This window comes from Streptomyces sp. NPDC088762 (assembly GCF_044750905.1).
Classification (GTDB): Bacteria; Actinomycetota; Actinomycetes; order Streptomycetales; family Streptomycetaceae; genus Streptomyces.
Genome location: NZ_JBIVKT010000038.1, coordinates 1 through 3,281 on the forward strand (window position 1 = coordinate 1; position 3,281 = coordinate 3,281).

Here is a 3,281-nt window from a genome sequence, read left to right on the forward strand (position 1 = left end):
AAGCACCTCGACGAGAAGGTGGCCCGCCTCCACCTCGACGCCCTCGGCGTCAAGCTCACCACCCTGCGCCCGGAGCAGGCCGAGTACATCGGCGTCAAGGTCGAGGGCCCGTACAAGCCGGACCACTACCGCTACTGATCTCCCCGTAGATCCGTAGATCCGTAGATCCGCAGCACCTGAGTCAGGCCCCCGGCACACCAGCCGGGGGCCTGCCCCGTACGCACGCAAGGACCCCAGCCCATGCCCCGCGGCCGCTACTCACTCCACGACCCGCACGACCACACCCCGCTCGGCGAGGAGCACTTCCACTGCGCCCCCGGGCCCTCCGGCTGGCGCTACGTCTCCCAGCTCACGGCACCGAACGGCGACCACCGAGGCTCGGTCGACCTGGCCGTCGACGAACTCGGCCGCCCCATCCGCCTCGAAGTGAACGCCGCGGGCTGGCAGGTCCGCGGAGCCGCCCTCGACGGCGTGACCTGGGTCCGAACCGACCCCACGGGCGCCGAGGCCACCGAGGGCAACGTCCACGCCCCCGGCTTCACCGGCACCTCCCCGGCCTTCCTCATCGCCACGGCCCGCCTGCTGCGCCTGACGCCCGGCGCCCCCGCCACCCGCGTCCGCCTCCTCGCCCTCACCGACCCCGTACTGGCCGCCCGCACGGTCGACCAGGCGTGGGCCCTGCTGCGGCGCGAGGAACACCCCACGGACAGCGGCCCGCTCCTGGTGGACGAGTACCAGGTCAGCGCCCTGGACACCGGCGAGGTCCACACCGTCCACATCGCCGGGGACGTGGTCCTCGCGGCGCCGGGCATCGAGCTCGAACACCTGGAGACCCCACCCTCGACCTTCGAGGACTAGGGGGTGTCTTACGGATCAGGCCGGCGGCGCGAACCCGCCGGCCCGCGGCGCGGCCGCGGGCGCCGGAGGCCGTACGGGCGCCACGGGCGCGCCGTACGGGGCGGCAGCCGGAGCCTCCTGGACGTGGGGCGCAGGCCCGGCGGCCAGGGGAGCAACGGACCCAACCGGTCCCACCGGACCCACGGGGCCCATCGGCCCCACCCCGCCGGGCGCGCCGCCCGCGAAGGCCCGCGCCGCGTCCCGCGACTGCCGTTCGTGCACCACGGCCATCAGGAACGCCGCCGCGGGCACCCCGGCCGGCGGCTGCGCCCCCGTACGCGCCACCAGATCATCGGCGAGCCCCGCCGCCATGGCCGCACTCACCTGCGGATCCAGCTGGTTCATCCGCGTCAGGTACTGCCGTATCGCCAGCCACAACCCGTCCGGCACGGCCGACAGGTCCAGCCCGGTGAAACGCCCGGCCAGCCACGGCGGGGGCGGGGGCACCGGCATCACCCGCGTCCCGGACACGCGCTCCCGGACGACCAGCGTTCCCGCGAACACGTCCCCCAGCCGCCGCCCGCGCGCCGACACCAACGACGCGATGCACGCCACGGACCCGAAGGTCATCAGCAGCTCCACGACGCCCATGGCCCCGCGCACCAGCGCGTGCCGGAACCGGATGGGCCCGCCGTCGTCCCGCACCACGCGCAGCCCGCAGGCGAGCTTGCCCAGCGACCGCCCGTGCGTCAGCGTCTCCACCGCGATCGGCACGCCGACCATCAGCAGGAGGAAGCTCGCCACCGACACCGCGGCCTGGGCGGCGGTGTCGAGCGAGGCGATCGCGAGGGCCAGCCCGATCGACAGGATCACGTACCCCGCGAGGTACACGACCAGGTCGAGGACGATCGCCAGCGCCCGGCTCGGCAGCCTCGCCGGCCTCAACCCCAGGACGACCGCGTCCCCCGTCACCAGATCGCTCACCGCAGCACCTTTCACGTGACCTGCCCCGCCCCTTTGGCATCCAGTCTGCCAAGCTGACCACACGAGCAGTAGGCAGTAGCAGGGGACCTGGGGCAGGGGAGCGGGCAGGCGGATGGATCTCGATGTCTTCGTGACGGCACACCGCGCGGAATGGGCCCGCCTGGAGCAGCTCCTGGGGCGCGGCCGCAAGCTCACCGGAGCCGAGGCGGACGAACTCGTCGCCCTCTATCAGCGCACGTCCACGCACCTCTCCCTGATCCAGTCCAGCACCCCCGACCCCATGCTCACGGGCCGGCTGACCCAGCTGGTCGCGCGCGCCCGCGCCACGGTGACGGGCACCCGCCGTGCCGGCTGGCACGACGCGGCCCTCTTCTTCACCGTGGGCTTCCCGGCCGCCGTCTACCGCAGCCGCCGCTGGTGGATACCGACCGCTCTGCTCTCGACGGCCCTCGGCGTGCTCATCGGCTGGTGGATAGCAACCCACCCCGAGGTCCAGGGCGCGATCGGGGCCCCGGAGGACCTGAAGGCGCTCACGCGGCCGGGCGGCGAGTACGAGACGTACTACTCCAGCCACCCCGCCGGCTCCTTCGCCGCCCAGGTCTGGACGAACAACGCCCAGGCCGCCGCGATCTGCCTCGTCCTCGGCGCCTTCCTCGGCCTGCCCGTGCTCTGGATCCTCTTCCTGAACATGGCCAACCTCGGCGTCGGTCTCGGCCTGATGTCCGCGGCCGGCCGCCTCGACGTCTTCCTGGGCCTGATCCTCCCGCACGGCCTCCTCGAACTGACGGCGGTTTTCGTCGCCGCCGGCACGGGCCTGCGCCTGGGCTGGACGGTCATCGACCCGGGCCCCCGCACCCGCCGAACCGCCCTCGCCGAACAGGGCCGCGCCGCGCTCGGCATGGCCATCGGCCTGGCGGTGGTCCTGTTCGTCTCGGGCCTGATCGAAGGCTTCGTCACCCCGTCCGGCCTCCCCACCTGGGCCCGCATCGCCATCGGCGTCGCGGCCGAGGCCGCCTTCCTCGCGTACGTCTACGTCCTCGGCGGCCGCGCTTCCCGCACGGGCGAGGCGGGCGACGTGGAAGCCGCCGACCGTACGGCGACCCTGCCCACGGCGGCCTGATGTGCGTGCGGGCCCGCTCGGCTGCTAGTCTCTGGTCGTCCCGCGAAGGCTGTTGACACGGTCCGAGCGGGGAGGTAGATTCTAACGGTTGCTGCGGAAGGGCGAGAGTCCTCCAGCGGCCGTTCATAATCTTGATCTCGCCCCCAGAAGGAATTGAATTCCGGTGGGGCACAGCCGACTCCTTGTTCGGGAATCCAGGCCGGGTAAATCCGGTGGAGAATCTCTGATAGAGTCGGCATCGCCGAAAAGGGAAAGCGCGAAAGCGCAGAACCTCGAAAGCGCCGAGGAAATCGGGCCCGAAAGAGTCTGATAGAGTCGGAAACGCAAGAACACAGAACGA

The 3,281-nt window shown here is 72.4% G+C and carries 4 protein-coding genes; 3 read left to right on the top strand and 1 reads right to left on the bottom strand.

Annotated elements, in window-relative coordinates; genetic code table 11:
- Both ACIP5M_RS36005 and ACIP5M_RS36010 read left to right on the top strand, forming a co-directional pair.
- Positions 1-138, top strand: a 138-nt coding sequence (locus ACIP5M_RS36005) for an adenosylhomocysteinase (RefSeq protein ID WP_401205386.1), incomplete at its 5' end; no start/stop codon positions are given.
- A gap of 102 nt (positions 139-240) precedes the next feature.
- Entirely contained in the window at positions 241-858 is a 618-nt protein-coding gene (locus ACIP5M_RS36010; protein WP_401205378.1) for a hypothetical protein, read from the top strand.
- 15 nt (positions 859-873) lie between these two features.
- On the opposite strand, the gene ACIP5M_RS36015 is transcribed toward ACIP5M_RS36010, so the two are convergent.
- Positions 874-1,821: an RDD family protein gene (locus ACIP5M_RS36015; protein ID WP_401205381.1), complete on the bottom strand. Its 948-nt coding sequence runs from the start codon at positions 1,819-1,821 to the stop codon at positions 874-876.
- A 112-nt stretch (positions 1,822-1,933) separates the two neighbouring features.
- Here ACIP5M_RS36015 and ACIP5M_RS36020 point away from each other — a divergent pair, with 112 nt between their 5' ends.
- Positions 1,934-2,941, top strand: coding sequence for a stage II sporulation protein M (locus ACIP5M_RS36020; RefSeq protein WP_401205383.1), 1,008 nt, complete (start codon positions 1,934-1,936; stop codon positions 2,939-2,941).
- Positions 2,942-3,281 lie beyond the last annotated feature (340 nt).

Excerpts from the sequence above, each read along its gene's own strand:
- ACIP5M_RS36010 (WP_401205378.1), top strand. The coding sequence starts at position 241 with ATGCCCCGCGGCCGCTACTCACTCCACGACCCGCACGACCACACCCCG.
- ACIP5M_RS36020 (WP_401205383.1), top strand. The coding sequence starts at position 1,934 with ATGGATCTCGATGTCTTCGTGACGGCACACCGCGCGGAATGGGCCCGC.